We start from the raw sequence: 22,689 nt of genomic DNA on the forward strand, positions 1-22,689 counted from the left end.
TGATGGTTTATTTAACAATAAGTGTATTGTAGATTTACGACAGGATTATACTTATTTTTTATAATAGCAAGAAAGAATAACGGAAATTAATTTAAACGTAACGACAGAGTATGATACTAATTATTATCCGCTTTTTAACATGGAAAGTTATGGGTGTCCTATGCTTTTCGTTTGATGCCAGATCGTCATCTCAAGCGTCATCAGTCCACGGCAGTAAACATTGACTACTACTCATCAATTAATTCCCGTACTGTTATTTTACCAGCCCGATATTGTTCAATCGAACGGTTTAGGTGTTCAGCATTGTATCTGCATCATTGACGATACCGTCCAAAACAGCTTTGAGGCTATTTCTAGCGTAAGTAAAAGATACGATTCTCATAATAACCTCCCTATGTACATTAAATGGAACAAGTATAGTCTTCACCAATCTACTTAAACACTAAATTGAATATATAATACAAATCTCAACAGATAAAAAACATTAGTGGTGGATCATCAGAATTGATCGAAATGGATTACGAAAGTTATAGGTATCCTATATCTGATAGCGTGCCAAAATGGCACAAAGCTTGTCGGTGTATAATAATTAAACTACAATTCACCTGTGCCACTTTGACACTGAATGGAGATTATTATGGCTACTACATTACCTCGTATTACAGCACGTGTAGATATTGATACACAAGAACTACTATCTCAAGCTGCGGCTATTGCCGGTATGTCTAGCATTAACTCATTTGTGCTTAGTGCAGCTGTAGAAAAAGCAAAAACTATTATGGAACGTGAACGTACCCTACAACTAAGCCAGCAAGATGCTATGACTTTAATGACTGCGTTAGACCAACCAGCTAAACCAAATAGCAAATTACAAAAAGCCGCTGCACGTTATATGGATAAAACTCAATAATGAATACTGTCCAATTAGAAAAAGCTAAACATGACCGAAATCGTTTTGATTGTGGTATTACCGCACTCAATAATTACTTAAAAGTTATGGCAAGCCAACAAGCTAAGAAAGACAATACTCGCACTTTTGTTCTTGAAGATAAGCAATGTCCTGAGCACATTATTGGTTATTACACATTAACAATGACACCGATTGATATTCAGGATTTACCTCCTAAATTACAGAAGAAACATCACAGTGTAACTTCTGGTGGTTTGATTGCCCGCTTAGCCGTTGACTATAGATATAAAGGCCAAGGTTTTGGTGAGTGGCTTTTGATTGATGCGCTTAGAAAGCTATTAATGGCAAGTGAAACGGTCGCCTTCCCTGTCGTCATTGTTGATGCAAAAGATGGTGCTGAGGATTTCTATGAAAAATACGGTTTTACCGCATTTAAAGACGCTGATAACAAACTGTTTATTACAATTGCAGACATTAGAGCTAGTATCGGTGAATTAATTTAAACCAAGAAGCAGTTAACGCCACCATAACACGTGCTGACGATCAACTTTCAAAACCAATTATACTTTAAACCAAAAACGCCGAATGTTATAAGTATCGTGTTAATAGTTTTGTTGAACGAAGCCGCTACGCGGCAGAATAAAGCAAACAGTAATTAAGCTACCTTTAATACTCCTTTTAATGAGGTATTAATGATGAATAACGAACAACAACAACGTTAACTTTTATTTATAAACAACATGTTACCCGCCTAACTTTACAAGGTAAACGTCCAACTACTATTGATGGTTATAGTCGTGCACTTCGTCACATTACTCACCATTTAGATAAATCGCCTGATACGTTAACCACTAATGATCTCAAGCGATACTTTGCTCAACTGATTAAAACCCATTCATGGAGCATCGTCAGAATTGATTGTAGTGGTTTACGAAAGTTGTGGTGTCCTATGTTATTCGCGTATAGCAGCAAAGAATTCACTGCCTATTATCCGTCATCTCGGAAGCGAAGCATGAGCTATCCGTGATCTATTAATAGCGTGATCGAGCCTAAAAGACACCAATGAAATAGTAATTCTACGACACGCTAATGGTAGATTCCCTATCGCCCTCACGGACATTCACTGTAGGGAATGACAGGTATTTTTCGACTCAGATAAACGTAAATAATAAATATAATGGCATTAACGCGTAATAATTAAAGAGGATCTAATTATAAATCAATGAATTAAATTGATTGGTTCACGCTAAGGATAACGCTCGACTTCTTTTCAGTATCACCTTTCATGACATTCCCAATATTTACTTATATAAAGCCGCTCGGGCTTGTCCAACACTTTGGATAGTGTCGGCTGCGCGACACATATCCTTATTTGTTATGTTCTTGACTAGATTTCACTATGAAACTAAGCCTTGGTTAACAGCAAACTGTTTGCCTTTTTCCTTCAGAGATACATACCCACTACTTAACCCAACCAAGCCTTCCTCGATCAATTTCTTTAAATGCATGTCGTATATTATTCGCGAGCATTTTAAATGTTGGGGAATAAGTATGCTTTCCGTGAGGTTTTCGCCTTTTTCATATTGAGAAACAATAATTTTAAAAATATCCATTGTTAAATCATTGTTTTTTTCAGGCGAGGTTTCCTCAATAGGCTTAAACGGGTTATTCCCTATTTCAGGTTTTTTGAACAAAGGAGCCCCATGAATCGATCTTACTAGATCGTCATAACTTAACTCATAGTCTTCTACTTTCGAGAAATCAATATAGAGCTTACTTTTTAAAAAAGTAGGAACCTCGTTTGAAGAATCCTGCTTTACCACTGGAATAACTTTATTGGAGTCAATTTTAGATAGAAGATCTGAGGTTATTATCATTTTTTCATAACCAACACCACCGGATCCTGAATTAGCCTTTTCAACATACCGACTTGTACAAATCATAAGCACTCTGTCTGCCGAAGCAAGGTGTGTCTCCATAAAATGTGGAAGGTCATCGCCTGGGCCCAGTTCCCACTGATCAATAATTGCATCAATACCAGAGTTTCTTAACCGAGTAGCAAGATCAAGAACCCACTTTTTGTGTTCCTGTGTGTCGTGAGAGTAAGAAATAAAAACTTTAGGTACCGTCATTAATGATTTTTCCTTTTTGTAGATCCTTGGTTGAACGCATTGTGAACATAACAACTTATTATATTAACAACTTGCCCGAATTTGTTCTTTGAACCTGCGCCCGTATTTCATTCGTCATTATACAAAAAACATTATAAATCAAAAACATTATTACATTGGTTGCCCGATAGAAGTCACAAAATCGGGCACCTGCCTTTTAGTTTCCACTTTTTTTACTAATACTAATTGCTGTATGTATTAACAGTATAAAAGGTGCGCAATGGCTTCTCTCTTTCTAACTTACATAAAAGAATACATGTATCAAAAAAACTACGCAAAACGTACTGTTGAAAGTTACTTATATTGGATAAAAAACTATATTTTATTCCATGATAAAAAACATCCTGATAAATTAGACAATGATGATGTTGAACAATTTCTGTCTTATTTAAATAACCAATCACCACATTAAAAAAATAATAATTAATAACACTACAACACGCTATAAGTAGATTCCCTATCGCGTTCGTAACCTCACTGTAGGGAATAACGAGGTGAGTTTTGTATTCATTATCAGAATTTTCAGTGAACGTTTAAAAATATCAAAATATAATAACACTACAACGCGCTGCAAATAGATTCCCTATCGCGTTCGTAACCTCACTGTAGGGAATGACGGGGTGGGTTTTATATTTATTCTTGGAATTTTCAGTGAGCGTTTAAAAATATCAAAAAATAATAACACTTCAACACGCTGTAAGTAGATTCCCTATCCCGTTCGTAACCTCACTGTAGGGAATGACGGGGTGGGTTTTATATTTATAATTGGATTTTTCAGTGAGCATTTAAAAATATCAAAAAATAATAACACTTCAACACGCTATAAATAGATTCCCTATCGCGTTCGTAACCTCACTGTAGGGAATGACGGGGTGGGTTTTATATTTATAATTGGAATTTTCAGTGAGCGTTTAAAAAATAATAACACTACAACACGCTATAAATAGATTCCCTATCGGCGTTCGTAACCTCACTGTAGGGAATGACGGATTGTTGTTTTGTGGCTTTAATATAACAACATGCGCTGTTCCTAAACCCTCGCCCCTAATAACCTATTTCCTATAACCTTTCTTCCACAAAAAAGCCGACAATTAAGTCGGCTTTAAATAAATAATCTATTCGCTATTAATTACGCGTTAGCTTGTGCCGCTTCAGCCGCAACTGAACCTTCTTCTGGGCGCTTTAAGAATGCGTACATCACGCCTGTTACTACCGTACCCGCTGCAATTGCGACTAAGTAAAGTAACGCTGGTGATATTGCGTTTGGAATTAACAGAACAAACAAGCCACCATGTGGAGCCATTAGTTTTGCACCAAACAACATTGATAATGCACCTGTTAACGCGCCACCAGCCATACAGCTTGGAATAACACGCATTGGATCGCGCGCTGCAAATGGAATTGCACCTTCAGAGATAAAGCACATACCTAATACAAACGAGGCTTTACCTGCTTCATTTTCACTGGCTGAGAACTTACGTTTTGCAAGGAATGTCGCTAACCCCATGCCCATTGCAGGTACCATACCCGCAGCCATTACCGCTGCCATTGGTGCGTAGGTTTGTGACGCTAACAAACCAACACCAAAGGTATAAGCGGCTTTGTTTACAGGGCCACCGAGGTCGAAACACATCATACAACCAAGGATAATACCCAGTAATACCGCGTTCGCTGAACCCATGTTATTTAAGAATGTGGTTAAACCTGCCATTGCTGCTGATACTGGACCACCAACAATGTAGATCATTACCAAGCCAGTAATTAAGCTGGCTAATAATGGCACAATCAAAATCGGTTTTAGCGCTTCCATTGATTGTGGCAATTTGATTTTTTCAACCAAGAATTTAGCACTGTAACCCGCAAGGAAACCGGCAACGATACCACCTAAGAAACCAGCACCCGTGGTACTGGCTAACATACCGCCAATTAAACCCGGCGCTAAACCTGGGCGATCCGCAATTGAGAATGCAATGAAACCTGCCAATACTGGTACCATTAACGCAAATGCTGAACCACCACCGATGGTCATTAAGGCTGCGGCTAATGTACCTTCTTGTTTAAAGGCTTCGATACCAAACACAAATGATAAGGCAATGGATAAACCACCAGCCACCACTAATGGCAACATGTAAGATACACCCGTCATTAGGTGCTTATACGGCCCTGCTTTTTCAGCTTTAGTGTCCGCCGCTTGCGCATTGGTATTGCCAGTGTGTTGATATACTGTAGCGGTTGCAAAGGCTTTTTCTAGCTCTGGTTTAGTTTTCTTAAGTGCTAAACCTGTGCTGGTTTTATACAGCTTTTTGCCATTAAATCGAGCTAAGTCTACTTCAATATCTGCGGCGATAATGACTAAATCTGCGGCTGCAATTTCAGCATCTGTTAATTGGTTTTTAGCACCCACTGAGCCACGGGTTTCAACTTTAATCTCATATCCCTGACGCTGCCCTTCTTCTGTCAACGCTTCTGCTGCCATAAAGGTGTGCGCAACACCTGTTGGACAAGCAGTAATAGCGACAATTTTCTTAACCACATTATCCGTTTCATCAGCGACAGATTGAGTGCTAGCTGCTGTTAATAGTTGTGCTTGCTCAACTGCCTCGGTTAACCATGCTTTAGGATCTTCAAAACAGGCTGTGATGTCGGCTTGATAAACTTTTTTACCCACAAAACGGGAGTTATCAATCGCTTTACCTGTTGCGATAATGACCACTTCAGCATCATCAATTTGCTGTTGGGTCAGTACGTTAGTTGGCTTAAACGCAGTTTGGCATTCAATATTTGCTTGCCATTGAAGCTCTGCCGCAGCTTTTTCTAATAAACCCGCTGCGATAATGGTGGTTGCGATGCCGCTAGGACAAGCTGTTACTAATGCTATTTTCATATTTACACCTTGGTCAATGTTGCTTCACATGTTCTTATTTTGTTGTTAAGCAATGATGTGATTAATGTAATTAAGCTATTGAGTTAAAATGACATGTTGAGCGATATCATTAACTTTATTAATATTATCAACACCGACACCGACTTGTGTCACTGCTACTGCTGATAATGCCGTCGCAAATTGTAATGACTGCGCTTTTGAGTGTTGATTAAGTTCACCCCAACATAAACCAGCGACTAAAGTATCGCCTGCGCCAACGGTACTCACGACGTCCATTTTAGGCGGTTGAGCATGTAGCCAGCCTTCATGGTTAAGCCACATCACCCCTTTTGCGCCAAGTGATACCACCACATTAGCAATACCTTTCGCGGCGATTTGTTCAGCAACGTCCATGCATTGCTGTTGAGTCTCTAATGCTTTCCCTGCCCATTCAGCCAGTTCTTCATCATTTGGTTTAACCAACCATGGATGGGCATCTAAGCCTGCGGCAAGGGCTGATTTACTGCTATCAAACAACACTTTTTTGCCTAATTGATGTAATTTTTCTAACCAATTAGCACACATATCAGGGGTGATCCCTTGTGGTAAGCTACCAGCAATAACAAACACATCATGAGTCGTTGCTAATTCAAATAATGTCTTTTCAAAGGCTAAAATATTGGCCGCAGTAACCGCAACACCAGGGAAGTTAATGTCACTTACCTGACCATTTTTCTCAACTAATTTAACGTTAATTCGGCTAGCACCCGCCACGCGGATAAACTTATCTGTTGCACCGATTTGCTCAAATAATTGACAGAAAGGCTCTTGGTTATCAGCCCCTAATAAACCGGTGACGGTTACATCAGCCCCCAGCTCGGCTAATACTTTAGCAACGTTCACGCCTTTACCTGCGGGATGAAGACTACCAGTATCAACCACATTGACACTGCCAAGGGAAATAGTTGCTAAACTTCCAGTAAGATCAAGTGCAGGATTGAGTGTTACCGCAACAACTTTAGGTTTAACAACATGGGGCATAGTTTGTGTCTCTGTCTGTAAGGTTGAAATTGTCATTGCTGCGATCCTTATAGTTTTTCGCCTAAGCCATCAGCAATAGCTTGACCTATGGCAGTTAATGCCGCTTCTGCATCACTGCCTTGCGCGGTAAATTGCAGTTCATTGCCGCATTTCACACCCAGACCGATCACTTTCATTAAACTTTTCGCATTCACTGGCTTACTATCGCTGGTGATATTAACCACTTGAATATCCGCATCGAATTTCTTAGTGGTATTAACTAACATTGCACCAGGGCGAGCATGTAAACCATGAGGATTACGAATCTTAAAGGTTGCTTGATTACCTTCTAAGGCAACTTGCGTCAGTGCGGTTACCATTTCTTGTGCTGATGATGCTAACCATTGCGCAATCTTGCCTTGATAAATTAATGACGCTAAGTACGCAAGATTGGCTTTATGGGCGGTGTTATTCGCTGCAACCATAATCATACCCGCAACCGGATGGCCTAATTCTTCAAAAGGCTCTTGAGGTGTAACAACAGCAATCGCAGTACGTTGTACTTGTTTATTACTTTTAACTAACCATAGCCCTTGACCTAAATATGTCGGACCTTGGTTAATGGCATCAGTCACCGTCGCGGTTTCTGCAAACCCTTGATATTTAATTAAGCCTGCTGCAACAGCAGTTAACTGTAATAAATCCTGTGCTGGAAATTGCTTTAAAATAAGCTCGGCATTACATTCTGCTTCTTGTTGCTCGTCACCATTAAGTAACGCAATCACTGCTTGCTCAGATTCACAATGGCGTAATTTGTCTTCGATGCCGTCAGCGGATAACACTTTGGTTAACAGCTTTAAAATGCCTAAATGCTCATCCGATTTAGCCGCAATTCCTATCGCAATATAAGCAGTATGATCATCACCCCATGGCACACCTTGTGGAAAGTGATGAATTTTGACCCCTGTATGGTTAACTAAATCACGGGTTTCAGTCGTACCATGTGGAATTGCAATGCCATTTCCTAAATAAGTCGAATTCTGTTGTTCACGGGCAAGCATGCCATTGACATACCCTGTCTGTACTAATCCTGTCGCTTCAAGATCAGCCGCCAACGCTTTAATCGCGTCTTGTTTGTTCGATGCTGTTTGTTGCATCGTAATATCATTTTTAGACAGTGATAACATGTAACTCTCCGATTCAATGCTCTGTGAGATCATCGCTATTTATAGTGCTGTTCATTAAGCTATTGATAAGCCCTATTCGCTTGATAACGAGCTATTCTTATCGATAGCTGAATCGTTTCAGCAAAAGAAAAAATAAAAATGTTCACAACAAACGCTTGTTACTAATCAAACTCTGCTGAAACCTTTCAGCTTGCATACTGAATCGTTTCAGCTAGAATTGCAAACGCTGATAAGTATGCATTAAGTGAATATATGATCAAGCGCACAAACTTATATTTAAAAAATAATAATGAGCACGATTTGATCGCGATGCTTTCCTGATATGAATTCACAACGGATAACGACTATGACATTGGATGAAATCGCAAAACTAGCGGGCGTGTCTCGAACTACGGCAAGTTATGTTATTAACGGTAAAGCAAAACAATATCGTATTAGTGAAAAAACTCAGCTCAAAGTAATGGCTGTTGTTGAAGAGCATAACTATCGCCCAGATCATGCTGCAACCTCACTTCGTATTGGCAACAGCCATTCACTTGGATTGATCATTCCTGATTTAGAAAACACCAGTTATGCCAAAATTGCCAAGTTATTAGAGCGCAATGCACGTAAAGCCGGTTATCAGATGATCATCTCTTGCTCTGATGATGATCCTGCAACCGAAATGAAAGTGGCCGATATGCTATTAAGCCGTCGAACTGACGCATTAATTGTCGCGAGTGCCCTTGCTTCTGACAACGCGTTTTATCGAAATATTCAAGCCAATGGTGTGCCTGTAATTGCCATTGACCGTGCCTTAGACGATGAGTTTTTCGCTTCTGTGATCAGCGAAGATTTAGAAGGTGCTTATCAGCTAACACAATCACTTTTAAGTAAGCCAATTAACAGTATTGGTCTTATTGGTGCCGTTGCTGACTTAGGGGTATCAAAAGAGCGTCAGCAGGGTTTTATTGCTGCGATTAACCGCCATTCACACCCAGTGACGACTATTATGAGTTATGGGGAACATTTTAGTCAGCAAAATGGGCAATCAATGGTTCAGCAATGGATTGATGATGGCTGTTTTCCTGATGCGATATTAGCAACATCCTATACCTTGTTTGAAGGGGTACTGGATTGCTTACTTAAAAATCCACCACTGATGAGTCGTACTTATCTCGCTACATTTGGTGATAACCGTTTGTTGGATTTTTTACCCAACAAAATACAGTCATTACCGCAGCAGTTTGAACTAATTGCCGAACATGCGCTTACATTGGCACTAAAAGCGATAAACGGAAGTTATGAGCCAAATGTTGAGGTTATTCCTCGCCAAGTCATTCATCGTTAATGAAATTGCTATTATTCCATTGCAGAATAATAGCAATAATGAAAAAATGTTCGATTACGCATTATTTTCTCTTTCTACTCGGTTGCTATAGGCTTCACCATGTATATACGTCTGAAAGCATTATTAATCTCGCATGCACAACTATCACATGCTTTACGGGTAACATTGGCGATTGCTTTTACGCTCACCTTTTATGCTGTTATCCATGTTCCACACTCAATGTGGGGGCCTGTTACCGTCGTCGTTGTTATGATGCAACCTTACGCGGGCGCCATTGTCTATAAGGGTTTTCAACGTATTGGCGGCACATTACTCGGTGCAATGTTAGGATTATTAACCGTCCTGTTCCCCGATAAACTTAATTATCTTATTCCGGTATGGATGTTGGCATGGGTCTTTTTGCTGTCATTGAAATCTTACGGTAAGAATATTTATTTCTACTTTTTAGCCGTGATGACACTCATCATTGTGGCTTATCAAGGGGACACCGCACTAGAGGTCAGCGTAGCATTATGGCGTGTGGCCAATATCTTAATTGGTAGTTTAATTGCCATTGCGTTTTCGTTGCTATTACCTATTCGCGCAATAACAAGTTGGAATACCCTATTTAATCAAAACTTACGCGCATTACGTCAGCTTTATCAAGCGCACGCTTCCGCCCACATGCTAAGTATTAAACAGCTTAATGCCATGAAACGTGAAGTATTAGAACGGCACATGAAGATGATCATTCTATTACCCAATGTGCAAAAAGAAAGGCACAAACTCGCAGGCCACTATCGAACAATCATTACCGTGCAACGTTCATTAATTAGTGTAACTGAACAATTAATTGAAACTCATTGGAGTTCAGATATTAGCCGTCGCCAATTACTGGCTCAGAATGATTTAAAAGTCTACCAGCAGCATATTATTACGATTCTAAGCCAGTTAGAGCAAGCATCAACGCCGCATGCGGATTTATCAAATATTGAACCATTACCTGATATTGATTTGTTGTCGACGATGGCTGAAGAAATTTCCCCGACGGATACAGCGAATGCGCTGGGTATTTACGGTTATTTTTGGCTAACACGTCAGTTTATTGGACGTCTAGAAGCGTTGATTATTCAATTACGTATTATTAATCAGAAGTAAATGATCAATAATAAAAAACCAGCGCTATTGCTATCAATAGTCGCTGGTTTATTTTTTATCAACTAGTCGATAGTTAACAAATAACGGTGTTAACTTCATGATCCATCAACCACCGCTGTAAACGCGGAGCTTGTGAAATGGCATCATAATAAATATCGCATTCTTTAGATGCACTACCCGCAACAGCTAACAACATTTTTAATAGCTGCATCACCGCATCATTTTGAGTATCAACTCGATAATGAAGGATAGCATTGGCAAAATCTTGTCCTAATGCCAATTGTGCTAATTGTGTAACATCTGCGACAAAACCATCAAAATAATGAATAAAAGTATCAGCTAGCAATGCATTTGCAGGTACTGAACAAAGCATATGGACTTTTAAGCCATTCGCTCCTCTGCATAAACCTTGTTCAGCCAACAAATCAATCATGGTTGCCGCTTCACTAAAAGTACGTACAAACGGTACTACCAGTTCAATAGTATTGCCACCCACTGCAGCACGGGCACGCTTAATAGCCTCGCATTGCAAAGCAAAACTGGTTTTATAATGAATATCGGTATAAAGACTCGCACCGCGTAAGCCTAATAATGGATTAACTTCTGTACTTTCAAGTTCAGCACCAAGAAGTTGGCGTCGACATCCTGCATTCGCTCCTGCTAATTGTACTTTTAATGGAGCCTTGCCTTGTTGTCTTGCAGCAGCGACTAATAACTCAGTTAACATCGCGACATAATATTCAGCCAATGCGACAGTTTGTTGCCCGTATTGATCGGCTATTTTTTGTTGTAATGCTTGTTGAGTCGTATCAGATAAAATATGTTGCTGGGTAAAAACTAATGGATGAATACCTATCTCGGTAGCAATAAGATCATCTAACGAAACTAACCCAATACCTTCATTGCTTAGCGTCGTTAATTGTTGGGCGTTATGTAATACCGCTGTTGTTGCCAGCATTAATTCGGTTTGTGTTGTCATACTCAACCTGTACCTCCCTGTTAAATAACCTAATGTCTATCCATTTACACCAATAAAATAGACGGTAACTGACCTTACTGTGTGTTTAATTTTCACGCAAGAATAAAACGTTCTTGTTTAACAATTATTCAACTTACCGATCATATGCCACCAAGTTTATGTTGATTAATAATTGCATGTAAAATCACCCTTTCTGTCAACAATATCCGCAATTACTCATTAAAAACCTATTTGTTATCACAAGTTTGGTTTATTCCAGTGATGATTTGGGCTATCTTAACGGGGTTATTACAGGAATACCAAGGTAGGCAAACTATTATGCCAATGAAAACAGATGAACTTCGCACAATAAGTCTCGGTTTAATGCCGACCCCAGCAGAAGTAGAAACAGCCTCACCAATGACAGATGCTATTGCGGTGCATGTTGATAGCGCGCGTAAACAAGTAGAGGCGATCTTATCAGGTAAAGATTCTCGTCTTTTGGTGATTGTAGGGCCATGTTCAATTCATGACACCGACGCTGCTATGGATTATGCGAAACGCCTTGTTGCTGTACAAGAAACATATAAAGACCAACTATTTATCGTTATGCGCACTTATTTTGAAAAGCCGCGTACTGTTGTTGGTTGGAAAGGTTTAATCTCAGACCCACATTTAGATGGCAGCCTTGATCTGGCTACAGGCTTGCATAAAGCGCGTAAACTATTAATTGATATTAATGCGCTAGGGCTACCCACTGCGACTGAGTTTTTAGATATGATCACCGGGCAATATATTGCTGATCTTATCACATGGGGAGCCATTGGTGCCCGCACCACTGAATCTCAAATCCATCGTGAAATGGCCTCAGCACTTTCTTGCCCCGTTGGCTTTAAAAATGGTACTGATGGCAATATTAAAATTGCGATTGATGCTATTCGTGCCACGCGCGCATCTCATTTGTTTTGCTCGCCCGATAAGAACGGTCAAATGACTATTTATCGTACTGCCGGCAATCCATATGGTCATATCATTCTTCGTGGTGGCAAAATGCCAAATTATCACCACCAAGATATTGCAACGGCTTGTGAAACATTGGCTGAATTTGAATTATCACCAAAGCTAATTGTCGACTTTAGTCATGGTAACTGCCAGAAACAACACAAACGCCAGCTTGATGTAACGGCTGATATTTGTGAGCAGATTCGTAACGGTAGCCAATCCATTGCGGGCATTATGGCAGAAAGCTTTATTCAAGAAGGTAATCAAGCCGTTATCTGCGGTAAAGAAAACGAGCTTGTTTATGGTCAATCGATAACAGATCCCTGTATTGATTGGAAAGATACATTAGTGATGCTTGATATGCTGGCCAGCGCAATTAAAGATGCCAACGCATAAGTTTGCTTTAAAATTTTAATACAATAAAAGGAGCATCAATATATTGTTGCTCCTTTCTTCGTAATAAATTAACAGTATAATGTACTCATTAATTCATAACGGGATAGATTTCCCACATTTAGGTTAGAGGCCAATAACATGCCATCTTTTGATATTATTTCTGAAGTAGATACCGTAGAAATTAAAAATGCGGTAGATAATTCAATCCGAGAAATTAGTACTCGTTTTGATTTTCGTGGTGTTGAAGCCAACGTAGAATTAAATAAAGAAATCGTCAAGATCACGTCAGAATCAGAATTCCAAGTTGATCAAATCGTTGCTATTTTACGTGGTAATCTAGCTAAACGTGGCGTTGATGCCAATGCCCTTGAGCGTAAAACAGTGACGTTTTCAGGTAAAACAGCATCACAAAATATTGAATTTAAGCAAGGCGTCGAAACAACTAATGCCAAGAAATTGGTTAAAGCAATCAAAGACGCAAAACTAAAAGTTCAAGTCTCTATTCAAGGTGAGAAACTACGCGTTACCGCTAAAAAACGTGATGATCTACAAGCAACAATGGCACTTGTTCGTGCTCAAGAACTAGGCCAACCATTCCAATTTGATAATTTCCGCGATTAATAGTCACAACAAATATTAAGAAGGAAGCGTCTGACGCTTCCTTTTTTTAAACTAAAATATTAAACTTTTTTTGAATAAATTTAAAAAAAGTAATAAGATTTAAACTGTGATTATTAATATTATACTTTACTGTTATTCGCAAATACGTCATACAAATATAAAATAACACACAATAAAAACATTTGGCTTTCAAAACCTCTCACTATAAAAACCAATAAATAACACCCGCAACATAAAAACCACACCATAGAATACTTTTTAAGCAAACAAATTTTTTTTAATTGCAAAAATTGTTGCGGAGCATGCTTATACCCTATAATTCACCCACTTCAATAATGGTTAATTATTTTTCATTCTCTACAACTAATATAAGTAGGTAATAACAACAATAACGATAACTAGCACGGAATGCTTATTACGATCACGGAACGCTCACCTCTTACAGCAATTATCCTTGCTGTATATCACTATCTATTTGCTTGTTTGTATCGCTTCACTTATCTCGGTATGCCGTGACTGAAAAGAAAATAAAGGAGATGTCCATAATGGGCACCGCACAACAGAAAACAACTGCAACAACCGAAAACACCCAAAAGCTCGGCTGGAGTAAAAGTGATACCGTATGGATGCTAGGTTTGTATGGCACAGCAGTTGGTGCTGGCACTTTATTTTTACCAATTAATGCTGGTGTTGGCGGTTTGATTCCTCTTATCGTAATGATGGTTCTAGCATTACCAATGACCTTTTTTGCTCACCGAGCAATGATGCGTTTTGTACTATCAAGCGCTAACCCTGGTGCTGATATTACAGAAGTAGTAGAAGAGCACTTTGGTAAAAATATGGGTAAGATTATCACTGTCTTATATTTCTTTGCCATCTACCCTATTTTGCTTGTTTATAGTGTGGCTTTAACCAATACCGTTGAAAGCTTTATGAAGTTTCAATTAGGTATTGAACCACCAGCACGGGCAATTTTAGCTTTAATCTTAATTCTTGTTTTAATGGCAATTGTTCGTCTAGGTGAGCAGCTGATCGTAAAAGCGATGAGTATTTTAGTATTCCCATTTGTTGCGGTTTTACTAATGCTTGCGTTATATCTTGTTCCACATTGGAATGATGCAATTTTCACAGATATTATTCCTCAAGGTGGCAACAGCAATACTGTGATCATGGCGGTATGGCTCATTTTGCCTGTAATGGTGTTTTCATTTAACCACTCACCGGTTATATCTTCATTCGCCGTTGCTAAAGAAAAAGAATATGGTGCTAATGCAGAGCGTCAAGGTTCTCGTATTTTATTACGTGCCCATATTATGATGGTTATTACGGTGATGTTTTTTGTGTGTAGTTGTGTATTAAGTTTAACGCCAGCTAACCTCATCGAAGCTAAAGCACAAAATGCCTCAATTTTGACTTATCTAGCAAATCATTTTGATACTCCTGTTATTGCTTATGCAGCACCGATTGTTGCTATTATTGCTATTACAAAATCATTCTTAGGTCACTATTTAGGCGCTAGTGAAGGTTTAAATGGCATTATTCATAAAGTCGCGCGTGATAATAACAAGACACTTTCAGACAAAACACTTAACCGCTTCACTGCTTTGTTTATGCTACTAACTACATGGGCTGTAGCAACACTTAACCCAAGCATTTTAGGTATGATCGAAAACTTGGGTGGTCCCGTTATTGCGATGTTGTTATTTATTATGCCAATGTATGCAATTAAGAAAGTGCCATCAATGAAAAAATACTCAGGCGCAATAAGTAATATTTTCGTAACAGTTATTGGTTTAATGTCTATCTCTGCTATTTTTTACTCATTAGCACAATAAGATCATAATATATCAATCAAAAAAACCGAGCCCTAAAAGCTCGGTTTTTTATTCTATCACATCAATGGCTTATGAATGATATAAGTTCGGCTCACCTTCAGGACGGGTTTTAAATCGTCGGTGTAACCACATATATTGACTTGGTGCAGCCATAATTGATCGCTCTACCGCTTTATTGATATACACCGCAGCAGCATGAGGGTCCTTATGTGGAAACTCAGTTAATGGCGGAAATATTTTTAACGTATATTTACCACTGTTACTATTACGAATCATCGCAAAAGCCAAAGGCACCGCACCTGAAGCATCAACCAACAAACTGGTTCCGGTTGTCGTACAAGCATCTTTTACTGCAAATAAAGGAGCAAATGTTGAGTTACGGCCATGACCATAATCTTGATCAGGCGCATACCATAATATCTCACCATTCTTTAAGCCCTTAAGCATGCCTTTCACATTTTTACGATCAAGCATATATTTATTAGAACGTACACGACCTTTAAACTGGAAGTAATCAAAACAGGGATTATTATTCGGTCTATATACGCCAACACCCGGAGTTTTCAAACCAAAAGCACGTGCACCTAATTCTAAATTCATAGAATGTACGGCTATTAGTAAAATACCCTTTCCTTGCTGCTGTAACTGTTCTACATGCTCTAATCCTTCGACCTCAACATGTCGTTCTACACGAATATCAGGCCAAAACCATGCCATTGCCGTTTCAAATAAGGCCAGCCCAGCGTTATCTATGTTCTGCTTCATTATGTGTTGAAGCTCTTGTTCTGACATGAAGGGAAAACACAGAGCGATATTTTGTTGAATGGTATCACGGCGACTAGACATCATTTTCATGATTAATCGACCAATACATTGTCCTAAACGAAACTGAATAAAATAGGGTAACCAACTTAGCAGGTACATTAGCCCTATTAATATTAAAACAGGCCAATAGCGCGGGTGTAAGAAAGCTTTACGAAATGCTGGCTCAGTAAATCTACTCATAATAAAATACAGGGTTCCTCTGCTCATATTTTAAGAATGTGTATTTAAACAAGATCTTAAAATATTCACATAACTAATCGTGTCATTATATTATGTAAAATATTTTATTGAATGCAAGTCAATGCAATATCGCAATAGTCGCTATACAGCAAATATTAAGTTTAGTTATTATTACGTTAATGACTCAACTTTAATTATTGGCAACAGATAGAATAAAAAAAGCCCACTTTAGAAGTGAGCTTTCGCAGTATTATTTATGGTACCAATTTAATTAATAAAGGCTTGGCTGTCCTTCTGGGCGGTTTTTGAATCGACGGTGTAGCCACATATATTGACTTGGAGCAGCCATGATTGATTGCTCAACAATCTTATTAATAAAACCGGCAGCAGCAGCAGGATCTTTATGTGGGAAACCTTCAACTGGCTGACATATCGTTAGAGTATAATGACCTGAATCACTATCACGCACCATAGTAAATGGCACCACCGCACAATCTGTTGCATCAACCAATAAACTTGTTCCTGTTGTGGTACATGCTTGATCAACCGCAAATAAAGGAGCAAATGTTGAACGTCGAAGCCCATAGTCATGATCAGGTGCATACCAAACACGCTCGCCCGACTTTAGCGCACGCAACATACCCTTAACATCTTTGCGATCGATTAATGTACGATTAGATCGTGAGCGACCTTGGTATTGAAAGTAATCAAAACACGGATTATTATTGGGACGATAAACCCCCATACCTGTCTTTTTAATACCAAAAGCACGCGCACCAAGTTCAAGGTTCATTGAATGTACCGCAACCATCAATGCACCTCTGCCCTCACGCTCAAGTTGATCCATATGCTCCATGCCATTAATCGTAACATGACGACAAACGCGTGCATCAGACCAAAACCATGCCATGCCCGTTTCAAAGAGTGCCAAACCCGTGTTATCAATATTTTCTTTAACGAGGTTTTCTCGCTCACTCTCACTCATCAAAGGAAAGCACAACTCTAAATTACGATAAATTGTATGGCGACGCTTTTTCATTAACTTAATCGCTAAACGACCAATATGCTTTCCTAGAAAATGTTGCACCGAATATGGCAATAAACTCAGCGAATACATTAATCCCACTAATGCTAATGTACCCCAGTAACGAGGGTGAAGTAATGATCGTGTAAATACAGGCTTATTTTTAAAACTCATGCGCTATTGTGACCTATTTTTTCGTTATTTTTTATCCTAAAAAATACAAAAAATATAATAATTAGATAGAAGCCTATAATAAGGCTTAACCATGATAGTAAAAAGTAAAACTCGACTATTTATACTGAAAATTGACGCAATACAAACTTTCCAATAAAAATATAAATAAATCTGTTTAATCCTCGAATGTTATGTATGAAAAATAACCACACCAACAGTTATCAATAGTTAAACCTTTTAATTATCAATCTGTTATTTATGAATAAAATCGATTTTTCCCTTTGATAACGCGCAATATGTAACAACCCGTAAAAGAGACTCGTCCAATACGCTTTTTTCCGTATAATTGCTTTATCTTTTTTTATTCTGTGGATAATGCATTGGAATTATTGGTTATCGATTTTTTAGGTAAGCCTCTTCGACTTGAAGGCTCAATGGCGGGATGGCAACAATTATTTTGGGATAATACATTAGTTTCTCAAATTGCAGCCGCACCAACCGATACAGATCAATTTACACACCAGTTTGAACTTTCAAATCATGAACAAACTATTCAATGTCAGCTTAACGGCAATTTGAGTTGGCAGCCGTTTCTAATTCAATATCACGCTACTGCCAATCAGCAAATAATTGCGCAGGGCGAACGTAATGTTAAAGATATTGAACGTCAACACCCTCAACAACCAATAAAGCCCGAGAAAAAATTCAGCCTTATAGGGTTAGTCTCGTTAGGCATGAAGGCCCTCAAGAGTGCTAAATTAATTAAAGTGGTACTTGCATCTGCAAGTCTTGCTGCTTATTCATGGTTATTCTCAATTCAATTTGCATTAGCGTTATTGGCCTGTTTGATGTTCCATGAGTATGGTCATATTCGTGCTATGAAATATTTTGGTATGAAAACCAAAGGCATTTACTTAATTCCTTTTCTTGGCGGTTTAGCATTAAGTGATGAAAAAATTAATACCCGTTGGCAAGACGTGGTGATTTCAATCATGGGGCCAGCTTTTGGTTTAATCATGTCATTAGCCAGTATGATCGCCTATTGGATCACTGGCGAAATGTTTTTTGCGGGCTTAGCCGTTTTTAATGCACTGTTAAATCTGTTTAATTTATTACCGATTCTACCTCTTGATGGTGGTCATGTTCTTAAAAGCATTAGTTTTTCGATGAACAGTAAAATAGGGATTATTGCTTGTGCATTAGCTGCGGTTGCGGGCATCATTTTAAGCTATCGCTTAGGACTGACTCTCTTTGGTTTTTTACTTATTATGGGCAGTTTAGAGATTATTGTTGAATGGCGACAACGCCATCAAAGTCATTTATTACCTTTAGATCGCTATGGTCAAATATTCTCAACCGTATGGTATGTAAGCCTTGTCGCCGCTTTTATCGGGATTATTGCTTACTTTGCGAGCTTAGGTGATAGTTTATTGAGCCTACCGCTACAAATATTAGGCACTTAATTAATTTGTCTTAATGACATCAAGTAGTGCTCAGTAAAGTAACAATAAAAAAGCCAGCATTTGAATATAATGCTGGCTTTCCTTTACTGTTATTATCAATAGCAGCATTCAATTTTGTAAGCGTATTAAATTATTTTTTCTTTTCCATCATCGCTTTAAGATCTGCAAATGGGTTAAATGTCGCAGCTTGGTGATCATCTTCACCCGCACGAATCACACTACCCTGACCATTATCAGCGTCGGTGTATTTCTCATGCTCGTGGTCATGACAAAATAAGCACAATAACTCCCAGTTGCTACCATCTTGAGGGTTATTCGTATGATCATGATCGACGTGATGAACGGTTAACTCACGTAGATTTGAATAAACAAATTCACGCGAACAACGACCACACACCCAAGGGTATATTTTTAATGCTTTTTCACGGTAACCCGCTTCTTGGCGAGCATAAGCGGCACTAGTACCAGTATAATCAGACGACATATCTTGACCTATTTTATAAAGAAATAAACCGCTAGTCTCTCTAGCCGTTTAGGCAACCCTCTGCCAATGGCCGTATTGAACCATCACCGAACAACAAATTTCAAGTAAAGTTTCAGCTCTTCTGTTATCTATCACAATTTAATCTAGGTTGATCTTTTAATACAACCAGTTAGCTTGAAATCGTTTTTAAGCGCCTCCATATATGAAGCAGGTAATCTTTTCTGTTAAAAATCACACAGAAATTGATTGTATTTAACTTAATATTTTGACTGTAATTTAAGCGAAGAGACCTTTTATTCGAGATTTTAGAAGATAAAACCTTGTATAGGTAACACGTTTTTAAAAGGTCTATGCTAAGATTCATTCAATTATTTGAAGCTGATTCTAACAGAACGTTTCACGAATCGACCTTTAACCGCTAAGAGTAAACAAATATGGCTTTTGATTTTTCCAATATGCTCACTGAATTATCAGCGATGCACGTAGATTTGTCGGCGATGCCAACGAGTATCGACATGGGGCATGCTATCTTAGGCGCATTAGCAGTGATCTTTTTGTTAATGTATCTAATGAAAAAAGGTAAACCTGTTGAGATCGAAAAAATTGTTGAAAAAGAGATTGAAGTAGAAAAAATCGTTGAGATTGAAAAACCCGTCGAGATCATCGTTGAGAAGATCGTCGAGAAACCTGTTGAAAAGATTGTTGAAGTAGAAAAAATTGTTGAGAAAATCGTTGAAGTAGAAGTTGAACCTAAACTAAAAACATCAACACCCGATTCAGCTCTCCAACTACTGTCACTTTTACAACAAGACGCGCGCTTTATTGATTTTATGCAAGAAGATCTTAAAGGCTTTGCTGATGCTGATATTGGTGCCGCTGCTCGTGTTATTCATGAGGGTGGCCAAAAAGTACTTAACGAATACTTTAGCTTCGCACCGGTTCGTGCTGAAGAGGAAGAATCACGTATTACCCTACCCCAAGGGTTTAATGCATCTGAAGTACGCCTAACGGGTAACGTGGTTGGTGAAGCACCATTTAATGGCACTTTAATCCATCGCGGTTGGAAAGTGACAAATGTTAAATTGCCTAAATTGGCAGAAGGCCATGATGTACATATCATCGCAGCCGCTGAGGTAGAACTATAATGCAAGAAACACAACAACATCGCTACAGCGTGGGTATTGACTTAGGCACAACACACTGTGTGCTATCTTATGTCGATCTTGAAAATGAAAACGCTGATGTCACAGTAATGGCTATTCCACAATTAACCACACCAGGTAATGTGGAAGAGAAAAACCAATTACCGTCATTTATGTACCAAGCCCATGAATCAGAATTAGCTGAAGGTGATACTGCACTTCCTTGGAATGCAAAACCTAATGCTATTGTTGGTGCAATGGCACGAAATTTAGGTAGTAAGACCCCTATCCGTCTTATTTCCAGTGCAAAAAGTTGGCTTTGCCACGGTGGTGTCAATCGTCGTGAAGCATTTTTGCCACTCAATAGCCCAGAAGAAGTCACTAAAGTATCGCCATTAGAGGCGACGCAAAAGTACCTTGAGCACATGGCTGATGCTTGGAATTTCCAACATCCTGAAACGCCTATTTGTGATCAAGACGTTACAATCACAGTACCTGCATCATTTGATCCTGCTGCACGCGAATTAACCGCAGAAGCTGCACGCAACGTTGGCTTTAAGCACTTAACCTTGCTTGAAGAGCCACAAGCGGCAGTTTATAGCTGGATCAAAAATAACGATGATAACTGGCGTGACCAAGTTGCTGTTGGCGATATCATTCTAGTGATCGATATCGGTGGTGGTACGACGGATTTATCGTTAGTTGCTGTTACTGAAGAAGATGGTAATTTAACCCTTAACCGTGTAGCTGTTGGCGATCACATCCTTTTGGGTGGCGACAACATGGATCTTGCTCTCGCATATCGCTTAAAGATGAAGCTTGCGCAAGAAGGTAAACAATTACAACCTTGGCAAGTTCTCGCCATTACTCATGCATGCCGTGACGCTAAAGAAGCACTACTGAATGATGCAGAATTACAATCAATGCCGATTGTTGTTCCTAGCCGTGGTTCTAAGCTATTGGGCGGTACGTTACAAACGGAACTGACCCAAGAAGAAGTACAACAAACGCTAGTTGAAGGTTTCTTCCCTCAAACAGCGATTGAAGAACTGCCAGTACAAACAGCACGTGGTGCACTGACTCAAATGGGTCTGCCTTATGCACAAGATGCTGCGGTATCACGCCATGTTGCAGGCTTTTTAAGCCGCCAAAGCCAAGCTGTTGAAGAGCTATTTGCACAATATGAACAACAGCATGAAGGCTTTATTCGCCCGACTGCTATTTTGTTTAACGGCGGTGTGCTTAAATCTTCATTACTATCAGATCGCTTGTTATCAACCATCAATAGCTGGCTTACAACGGCAGGTTCAACTGAAGCGAAATTACTTTCAGGTCTTGATCTTGATCTTGCTGTAGCAAGTGGCGCGTCATATTACGGTTCGGTACGTCGTGGTAAAGGTGTACGTATTCGTGGTGGTATCGCAAGTAGCTACTATGTTGGTATTGAAAGTGCTATGCCTGCTATTCCTGGCATGGAGCCGCCACTAGAAGCATTATGTGTGGCTCCTTTTGGTATGGAAGAAGGCAGTCAAGCTGATGTACCAAGCCAAGAGTTTGGTTTGATTATCGGCCAGCCAGTACAATTTAAGTTCTTTGGTTCAACTGTACGTCGTGATGATATTGCAGGTACGCACCTTGATTGGTGGCAACCAGAAGAAATGGAAGAATTACCGACAATTCAAATGACATTACCGGTCTCTGAAGGTCGTAGCGCTGGTGAGGTTATTCCTGTAAAACTAGCGTCGCATGTGACCGAATTAGGTATGCTATGCCTTGAAGCTATTGCGACTGATAATGGTCAAAAATGGCAAGTCGAATTTGACGTTCGCGAAGCTTAATTGTTCGCACCACGGCGCACTTTATAGTGCGCCGTTTATTTATCTAATCACTAGCCAATGAAGCATGTCAGGGGTACATTCTTATCTATTTCTTACCCGCAAAAAACTGACACATCAAACGTTTCTCAT

20 protein-coding genes are annotated in these 22,689 nt (G+C 39.2%); 12 read left to right on the forward strand and 8 right to left on the reverse strand.

Features of this window, described 5'->3' with window-relative positions; translation table 11 throughout:
• Positions 1 to 637 precede the first annotated feature (637 nt).
• The 3 genes from VXS03_RS00415 to VXS03_RS20240 all read left to right on the forward strand — a co-directional run bounded on the left by VXS03_RS00415 (position 638) and on the right by VXS03_RS20240 (position 1,937).
• Complete coding sequence (locus VXS03_RS00415; RefSeq protein ID WP_327761354.1) at positions 638 to 910, forward strand: type II toxin-antitoxin system TacA family antitoxin; 273 nt, start codon at positions 638 to 640, stop codon at positions 908 to 910.
• The gene (locus VXS03_RS00420) at positions 907 to 1,413 is read left to right on the forward strand and encodes a GNAT family N-acetyltransferase (RefSeq protein WP_327762014.1); all 507 of its coding nucleotides are present in this window, start codon (positions 907 to 909) and stop codon (positions 1,411 to 1,413) included. Before VXS03_RS00415 ends, VXS03_RS00420 begins: the two co-directional genes overlap by 4 nt.
• A gap of 278 nt (positions 1,414 to 1,691) precedes the next feature.
• Entirely contained in the window at positions 1,692 to 1,937 is a 246-nt protein-coding gene (locus VXS03_RS20240) for a hypothetical protein (RefSeq protein WP_442957412.1), read from the forward strand.
• A 370-nt stretch (positions 1,938 to 2,307) separates the two neighbouring features.
• Here the strand turns inward: VXS03_RS20240 and VXS03_RS00430 are convergent, their stop codons facing one another.
• Entirely contained in the window at positions 2,308 to 3,042 is a 735-nt protein-coding gene (locus VXS03_RS00430) for a toll/interleukin-1 receptor domain-containing protein (RefSeq protein ID WP_327761355.1), read from the reverse strand.
• 259 nt (positions 3,043 to 3,301) lie between these two features.
• Between VXS03_RS00430 and VXS03_RS20245 the strand changes: the two genes are divergently transcribed.
• Positions 3,302 to 3,493 carry a site-specific integrase gene (locus VXS03_RS20245; protein ID WP_442957404.1) on the forward strand — a complete coding sequence of 64 codons (192 nt, stop codon included), beginning with the start codon at positions 3,302 to 3,304 and terminating at the stop codon, positions 3,491 to 3,493.
• Positions 3,494 to 4,210: 717 nt separating this feature from the next.
• On the opposite strand, the gene fruA is transcribed toward VXS03_RS20245, so the two are convergent.
• From fruA to fruB, 3 genes are all read right to left on the reverse strand, one after another.
• The gene (gene fruA, locus VXS03_RS00435; RefSeq protein WP_327761356.1) at positions 4,211 to 5,965 is read right to left on the reverse strand and encodes a PTS fructose transporter subunit IIBC; all 1,755 of its coding nucleotides are present in this window, start codon (positions 5,963 to 5,965) and stop codon (positions 4,211 to 4,213) included.
• Positions 5,966 to 6,040: 75 nt separating this feature from the next.
• Complete coding sequence (gene pfkB / locus VXS03_RS00440; protein WP_327762015.1) at positions 6,041 to 6,985, reverse strand: 1-phosphofructokinase; 945 nt, start codon at positions 6,983 to 6,985, stop codon at positions 6,041 to 6,043.
• Between the two features lie 47 nt (positions 6,986 to 7,032).
• Positions 7,033 to 8,151, reverse strand: a complete 1,119-nt coding sequence (fruB, locus tag VXS03_RS00445) for a fused PTS fructose transporter subunit IIA/HPr protein (RefSeq protein WP_327761357.1) — start codon at positions 8,149 to 8,151, stop codon at positions 7,033 to 7,035.
• Positions 8,152 to 8,497: 346 nt separating this feature from the next.
• On the opposite strand from fruB, the gene cra reads away from it, so the two are divergent.
• Positions 8,498 to 9,481, forward strand: coding sequence for a catabolite repressor/activator (gene cra / locus VXS03_RS00450; protein WP_327761358.1), 984 nt, complete (start codon positions 8,498 to 8,500; stop codon positions 9,479 to 9,481).
• A gap of 99 nt (positions 9,482 to 9,580) precedes the next feature.
• A complete protein-coding gene (locus VXS03_RS00455) occupies positions 9,581 to 10,618 on the forward strand; it encodes an FUSC family protein (protein WP_327761359.1) in 1,038 nt (345 codons plus the stop codon).
• A gap of 73 nt (positions 10,619 to 10,691) precedes the next feature.
• On the opposite strand, the gene VXS03_RS00460 is transcribed toward VXS03_RS00455, so the two are convergent.
• Positions 10,692 to 11,597, reverse strand: a complete 906-nt coding sequence (locus VXS03_RS00460; RefSeq protein WP_327761360.1) for a putative PEP-binding protein — start codon at positions 11,595 to 11,597, stop codon at positions 10,692 to 10,694.
• 318 nt (positions 11,598 to 11,915) lie between these two features.
• Here VXS03_RS00460 and VXS03_RS00465 point away from each other — a divergent pair, with 318 nt between their 5' ends.
• The 3 genes from VXS03_RS00465 to VXS03_RS00475 all read left to right on the forward strand — a co-directional run bounded on the left by VXS03_RS00465 (position 11,916) and on the right by VXS03_RS00475 (position 15,430).
• On the forward strand, positions 11,916 to 12,974 hold the full coding sequence (locus VXS03_RS00465; RefSeq protein ID WP_327761361.1) for a 3-deoxy-7-phosphoheptulonate synthase: 1,059 nt from the start codon (positions 11,916 to 11,918) through the stop codon (positions 12,972 to 12,974).
• Between the two features lie 138 nt (positions 12,975 to 13,112).
• Positions 13,113 to 13,595, forward strand: coding sequence for a YajQ family cyclic di-GMP-binding protein (locus VXS03_RS00470; protein ID WP_327761362.1), 483 nt, complete (start codon positions 13,113 to 13,115; stop codon positions 13,593 to 13,595).
• Positions 13,596 to 14,140: 545 nt separating this feature from the next.
• The gene (locus VXS03_RS00475; protein ID WP_327761363.1) at positions 14,141 to 15,430 is read left to right on the forward strand and encodes a serine/threonine transporter; all 1,290 of its coding nucleotides are present in this window, start codon (positions 14,141 to 14,143) and stop codon (positions 15,428 to 15,430) included.
• Positions 15,431 to 15,499: 69 nt separating this feature from the next.
• Here VXS03_RS00475 and lpxL read toward each other — a convergent pair whose 3' ends face one another.
• Both lpxL and VXS03_RS00485 read right to left on the reverse strand, forming a co-directional pair.
• Positions 15,500 to 16,435: an LpxL/LpxP family Kdo(2)-lipid IV(A) lauroyl/palmitoleoyl acyltransferase gene (gene lpxL / locus VXS03_RS00480; RefSeq protein WP_327761364.1), complete on the reverse strand. Its 936-nt coding sequence runs from the start codon at positions 16,433 to 16,435 to the stop codon at positions 15,500 to 15,502.
• 271 nt (positions 16,436 to 16,706) lie between these two features.
• Positions 16,707 to 17,633: an LpxL/LpxP family Kdo(2)-lipid IV(A) lauroyl/palmitoleoyl acyltransferase gene (locus tag VXS03_RS00485; protein ID WP_327761365.1), complete on the reverse strand. Its 927-nt coding sequence runs from the start codon at positions 17,631 to 17,633 to the stop codon at positions 16,707 to 16,709.
• A gap of 380 nt (positions 17,634 to 18,013) precedes the next feature.
• On the opposite strand from VXS03_RS00485, the gene VXS03_RS00490 reads away from it, so the two are divergent.
• Positions 18,014 to 19,096 carry a site-2 protease family protein gene (locus VXS03_RS00490; protein WP_327761366.1) on the forward strand — a complete coding sequence of 361 codons (1,083 nt, stop codon included), beginning with the start codon at positions 18,014 to 18,016 and terminating at the stop codon, positions 19,094 to 19,096.
• 130 nt (positions 19,097 to 19,226) lie between these two features.
• On the opposite strand, the gene VXS03_RS00495 is transcribed toward VXS03_RS00490, so the two are convergent.
• Entirely contained in the window at positions 19,227 to 19,580 is a 354-nt protein-coding gene (locus VXS03_RS00495; protein WP_045036123.1) for a YajD family HNH nuclease, read from the reverse strand.
• A 476-nt stretch (positions 19,581 to 20,056) separates the two neighbouring features.
• On the opposite strand from VXS03_RS00495, the gene VXS03_RS00500 reads away from it, so the two are divergent.
• Entirely contained in the window at positions 20,057 to 20,725 is a 669-nt protein-coding gene (locus VXS03_RS00500) for a DUF2760 domain-containing protein (protein ID WP_327762016.1), read from the forward strand.
• Positions 20,725 to 22,560, forward strand: coding sequence for an Hsp70 family protein (locus VXS03_RS00505; RefSeq protein WP_327761369.1), 1,836 nt, complete (start codon positions 20,725 to 20,727; stop codon positions 22,558 to 22,560). Before VXS03_RS00500 ends, VXS03_RS00505 begins: the two co-directional genes overlap by 1 nt.
• Positions 22,561 to 22,689: the final 129 nt, after the last annotated feature.

Source organism: Photobacterium sp. S4TG1, assembly GCF_036040035.1.
Lineage (GTDB): Bacteria > Pseudomonadota > Gammaproteobacteria > Enterobacterales > Vibrionaceae > Photobacterium.

What these genes read in the sequence shown, in the direction of transcription:
- VXS03_RS00415 (WP_327761354.1), top strand. Translation starts at nt 638, where the DNA reads ATGGCTACTACATTACCTCGTATTACAGCACGTGTAGATATTGATACA.
- VXS03_RS00430 (WP_327761355.1), bottom strand. Translation starts at nt 3,042, where the DNA reads ATGACGGTACCTAAAGTTTTTATTTCTTACTCTCACGACACACAGGAA.
- VXS03_RS20245 (WP_442957404.1), top strand. Translation starts at nt 3,302, where the DNA reads ATGGCTTCTCTCTTTCTAACTTACATAAAAGAATACATGTATCAAAAA.
- fruA (WP_327761356.1), bottom strand. Translation starts at nt 5,965, where the DNA reads ATGAAAATAGCATTAGTAACAGCTTGTCCTAGCGGCATCGCAACCACC.
- pfkB (WP_327762015.1), bottom strand. Translation starts at nt 6,985, where the DNA reads ATGCCCCATGTTGTTAAACCTAAAGTTGTTGCGGTAACACTCAATCCT.
- fruB (WP_327761357.1), bottom strand. Translation starts at nt 8,151, where the DNA reads ATGTTATCACTGTCTAAAAATGATATTACGATGCAACAAACAGCATCG.
- cra (WP_327761358.1), top strand. Translation starts at nt 8,498, where the DNA reads ATGACATTGGATGAAATCGCAAAACTAGCGGGCGTGTCTCGAACTACG.
- VXS03_RS00455 (WP_327761359.1), top strand. Translation starts at nt 9,581, where the DNA reads ATGTATATACGTCTGAAAGCATTATTAATCTCGCATGCACAACTATCA.
- VXS03_RS00460 (WP_327761360.1), bottom strand. Translation starts at nt 11,597, where the DNA reads ATGACAACACAAACCGAATTAATGCTGGCAACAACAGCGGTATTACAT.
- VXS03_RS00465 (WP_327761361.1), top strand. Translation starts at nt 11,916, where the DNA reads ATGCCAATGAAAACAGATGAACTTCGCACAATAAGTCTCGGTTTAATG.
- VXS03_RS00470 (WP_327761362.1), top strand. Translation starts at nt 13,113, where the DNA reads ATGCCATCTTTTGATATTATTTCTGAAGTAGATACCGTAGAAATTAAA.
- VXS03_RS00475 (WP_327761363.1), top strand. Translation starts at nt 14,141, where the DNA reads ATGGGCACCGCACAACAGAAAACAACTGCAACAACCGAAAACACCCAA.
- lpxL (WP_327761364.1), bottom strand. Translation starts at nt 16,435, where the DNA reads ATGAGTAGATTTACTGAGCCAGCATTTCGTAAAGCTTTCTTACACCCG.
- VXS03_RS00485 (WP_327761365.1), bottom strand. Translation starts at nt 17,633, where the DNA reads ATGAGTTTTAAAAATAAGCCTGTATTTACACGATCATTACTTCACCCT.
- VXS03_RS00495 (WP_045036123.1), bottom strand. Translation starts at nt 19,580, where the DNA reads ATGTCGTCTGATTATACTGGTACTAGTGCCGCTTATGCTCGCCAAGAA.
- VXS03_RS00500 (WP_327762016.1), top strand. Translation starts at nt 20,057, where the DNA reads ATGCACGTAGATTTGTCGGCGATGCCAACGAGTATCGACATGGGGCAT.
- VXS03_RS00505 (WP_327761369.1), top strand. Translation starts at nt 20,725, where the DNA reads ATGCAAGAAACACAACAACATCGCTACAGCGTGGGTATTGACTTAGGC.